This window comes from Methylibium sp., from assembly GCF_013817365.1.
In the GTDB taxonomy this organism is placed as follows: Bacteria; Pseudomonadota; Gammaproteobacteria; order Burkholderiales; family Burkholderiaceae_C; genus Methylibium.
Window position 1 is genome coordinate 1 of sequence record NZ_JACDCU010000442.1, and the last position, 3284, is coordinate 3284.

Genomic DNA, 3284 nt, shown 5'->3' on the forward strand with positions numbered 1-3284 from the left:
CCATTCCTCAGGCGCCATGCGTGACAAGACGGGGATCGCTGCTGCCTCGAGGCCGACCTCGACCGCGATGTCCTTGTTCTGCCAGCCCTCGGCCGCCAGCAAGATCACGCGCGCCCTCTGCTGAAGAGGTGGCTCCGGTTGTTCGAACACCGAATCGGCTTCGATAAGTGGAGCCCTGCGGGTTTGATATCGGTGGAGAGTTGTCCACGGCGGCGGGCGGGCGTCGTTTGCGACGAACGCACGACCGACGCGGTGGGCAACTCGTGTTCACCGCTCATGCGGCCTGTTTGATCGCCGGCAGCGTCGCGAAGTAGAACTCGTCCGGGGTCTTGGCGTCCAGCGAAGAATGCGGCCGCGCGGTGTTGAAGAAATCAATGTACCGCGCGATCCCCGCCCGGGCCTGGGCGACCGAGTCATAGGCGTGGAGGAAGATCTCTTCGTACTTGATGGATCGCCAGAACCGCTCCACGAAGATGTTGTCCCGCCATGCGCCCTTGCCGTCCATGCTGATGGCCACGCCAAGGGCCTTCAGCGGCTCGGTGAACGCCTCGCTCGTGAACTGGCTCCCCTGGTCGGTGTTGAAGATCTCGGGCTGCCCGTATTTGGCAAGGGCTTCTTGCAACGCCTCCACGCAGAACGTAGCGTCCATGCTGATCGAGACGCGATGCGACAGCACACGCCGGCTCGCCCAGTCGACGATAGCGCACAGGTAGACCCAGCCACACGCCATCGGAACGTACGTGATGTCGGCGGCCCAGACCTGGTTGGCGCGATCGATCTTGAGCTCACGCAGAAGGTACGGGTAGACCTTGTGGGCCGGGTGCTTCTTGCTCGTGTTGGGCTTGCGGTACAGCGCCTCGATTCCCATGCGCCGCATCAGTGTGGCCACATGGCGGCGTCCGACATCGAAGCCCTCGCGGTTGAGCATGTCGCGCAGCATGCGGCTGCCCGCGAAGGGGTGCGCCAGGTTGAGGACGTCGATACGCCTCATCAGCTGCTGATCGGCCTCGGACGCCGTTCGCGCCAGGTAGTACACGTTGCCTCGGCTGATACCCGCCAGCTCGGCTTGCCGCGTGATCGGCAGTGCGTGGTTGCGGTCGATCATCGCCTTGCGCTCAACATGCCGGCCTTGGTGAGCGCGCCGGACAAAAAATCATTCTCCAGCGCGAGCTGCCCGATCTTGGCGTGCAGCTCCTTCAGATCGACCGTCGGCGCAGTCGCTGACTCCGCGCCAAATACGCTGGCCGCGCGCTCGAGCAACTGGTTTTTCCAATCGTTGATCTGGTTCGGGTGCACATCGTGCAGCTTGGCCAGTTCGGCCAAGGTCTTCTCGCCCCTGACGGCGTCTATCGCCACCTTCGCCTTGAACAGCGCTGAGTGGTTCCTGCGTGGTCTCTTGCTCATGGCCTTCCTGCTTTCTCGAGCTCTCAGCCCGGGTTCATGAAGCAGAGTTTCCACTTATCGTCGTGTTCGGATTTCCGAGGCCACCTCTTGCACGCCGTCGAGCTGCGCCTGCAGTTCCTTCGCGACCACTTCGCGCTCGCCGGAGTTCAGCTTGAGGAAAGTGCGTACCGCGTCGGCATCGAAGCCGGCGGCTGCGGCGACCTCCACCAACACATCGACCGTGCCGATGTCTCGGCCCTGCGAAAAGTACGCAAAGAAGATCGCTTCCGGCAGCGCTTCTAGCTTGGCGGCGTCGCCCTGCGACTGCGCCCAGAACATCAAACGATGGGCCAGTCGCGTGTTCGGCGTCACGAGAACACGGTCGTAGTTGAACACCGCGCCAACGCGCTGCCCCGCCATCGCGACTTCGGCGTCCATCGCCTGCGATCGAGCCCAGCTGCCGAACTTCCGCGTGCGGTAGGTCTGGCGGTTCTGCCCCTCTCTGGGCATGTTGGGGTTCAGCTCGAACGGTGCGAACCGCACTTGCACCCAATCGGCAGAAAGGCCAGCCGTCGCTATGCCGTCCTTCAAGTTGCGGTGACCGATCCAGCACCACGGGCAGATGAAATCCGACGTGACCACGACTTCGACTGGCTTCATGAGGGGGCCTCCTGAGTTAACGATGACGTAGAGTAGGCGTTGCATGGCGAATGGAGAATCAGCTACAAGCGCAACCTAGCTTTGCATTTGACGCAACAGAGAAGCGGATGGACAAGTTGCTTGCCCTTAGGGCTTTCGTCGCCGTAGCCGAGTCGGGCGGGTTCTCGAAGGCGGCGCGCCGGCTTGGCGTGGCGACCTCGTCGGTGACGCGCATGGCAGATGCGCTCGAGGCTTCCCTTGGCACTGCCTTGCTCACGCGTAGTACGCGGCAGGTGACGCTGACCGACACCGGACAGGCATATCTGGAGCAGGTCGCGCGCGTGCTGGCCGACCTGGACGAAGCCGACAACAGCGTGGCGGACACCGGCGCAGAGCCAGTTGGTCCGCTGCGGGTGTCGATGCCGGTAACGTACGCGCGGCTGTGCCTCGGCCCACACGTTGCCAACTTCTTGCAAGCGCATCCGAGGGTCTCGCTCGACCTCGTCCTGTCGGACGCCATGCTCGATATGGCCAGCGAACGAATCGACGTCGCGGTGCGCATCGGCGTGCCCGTTGCCGAGCCCAGCCTCGTCGTTCGCCGTCTCGGCGAGCACCATCGCTTTGTAGTTGGAAGTCACGACTACATCGCACGCGTCGGCGCACCAATCCAGCCTCAAGACCTAGCAGCCCACGAGTGCTTGCGGTTCTCGCATCAACCGGGGCCGCAGCACTGGACTTTTGCGCAGCTAGGCAAAGCCGACGAACACGTCGAAATACACGGCCGGCTTCGCGTGAACAACTCCGACGTGCTGCGCGATGCCGTGCTGAGCGGCCTCGGGATCGCGTTGCTGCCGCAATGGCTGGTTGGCGACGACGTGCGCTCTGGCCGTCTGCTGAGGTTGCTCGAGGATTGGAATGTGAACCCGCAACTGGAGACGGTGTGTGTTTACGCCGCCTACCTGCCGAACCGCAGGCACTCGCGGAAGGTGCAGGCACTGCTGACATTTCTCGAGCGACACGTCGCGCCGGCTAGCGAAAGCTGGGATCGGGGCGATCGGCCTTTCCCAAGGCCTGAGGTTGACGAGCGCTAAAGAAGAGCGAAGGGCTGTTGCAAAGCCCCGGCCTTCATTGACGGGTGATGCTGGAGTCGCCGACCCGCGACAAGCGAGCATCGTCCCGGTGCCGGATCGCATCACCGGGGCCGGCGCAGCGCGTGGATTTCAGGATCTGCAGATGCAGTTCCTGCGTCTGCCGCTCGGGCA

The 3284-nt window shown here is 63.4% G+C and carries 3 protein-coding genes; 1 reads left to right on the forward strand and 2 read right to left on the reverse strand.

The features are described 5' to 3' along the window. Positions 1-274 precede the first annotated feature (274 nt). Together H0W38_RS19350 and H0W38_RS19355 are read right to left on the reverse strand one after the other, a co-directional pair. Positions 275-1404, reverse strand: a protein-coding gene (locus H0W38_RS19350; RefSeq protein WP_292457223.1) for an IS3 family transposase whose coding sequence is annotated in 2 segments (ribosomal slippage) — positions 275-1146 and positions 1146-1404 — 1131 coding nt in all. Because the reading frame shifts where the segments join, the coding sequence is not laid out codon by codon here. Positions 1405-1458: 54 nt separating this feature from the next. Next, positions 1459-2043 carry a DsbA family oxidoreductase gene (locus H0W38_RS19355; RefSeq protein WP_292457226.1) on the reverse strand — a complete coding sequence of 195 codons (585 nt, stop codon included), beginning with the start codon at positions 2041-2043 and terminating at the stop codon, positions 1459-1461. A 107-nt stretch (positions 2044-2150) separates the two neighbouring features. On the opposite strand from H0W38_RS19355, the gene H0W38_RS19360 reads away from it, so the two are divergent. Further along, positions 2151-3113 carry a LysR family transcriptional regulator gene (locus H0W38_RS19360; RefSeq protein ID WP_292457228.1) on the forward strand — a complete coding sequence of 321 codons (963 nt, stop codon included), beginning with the start codon at positions 2151-2153 and terminating at the stop codon, positions 3111-3113. Positions 3114-3284: the final 171 nt, after the last annotated feature.

What these genes read in the sequence shown, in the direction of transcription:
- H0W38_RS19355 (WP_292457226.1), bottom strand. Translation starts at nt 2,043, where the DNA reads ATGAAGCCAGTCGAAGTCGTGGTCACGTCGGATTTCATCTGCCCGTGG.
- H0W38_RS19360 (WP_292457228.1), top strand. Translation starts at nt 2,151, where the DNA reads ATGGACAAGTTGCTTGCCCTTAGGGCTTTCGTCGCCGTAGCCGAGTCG.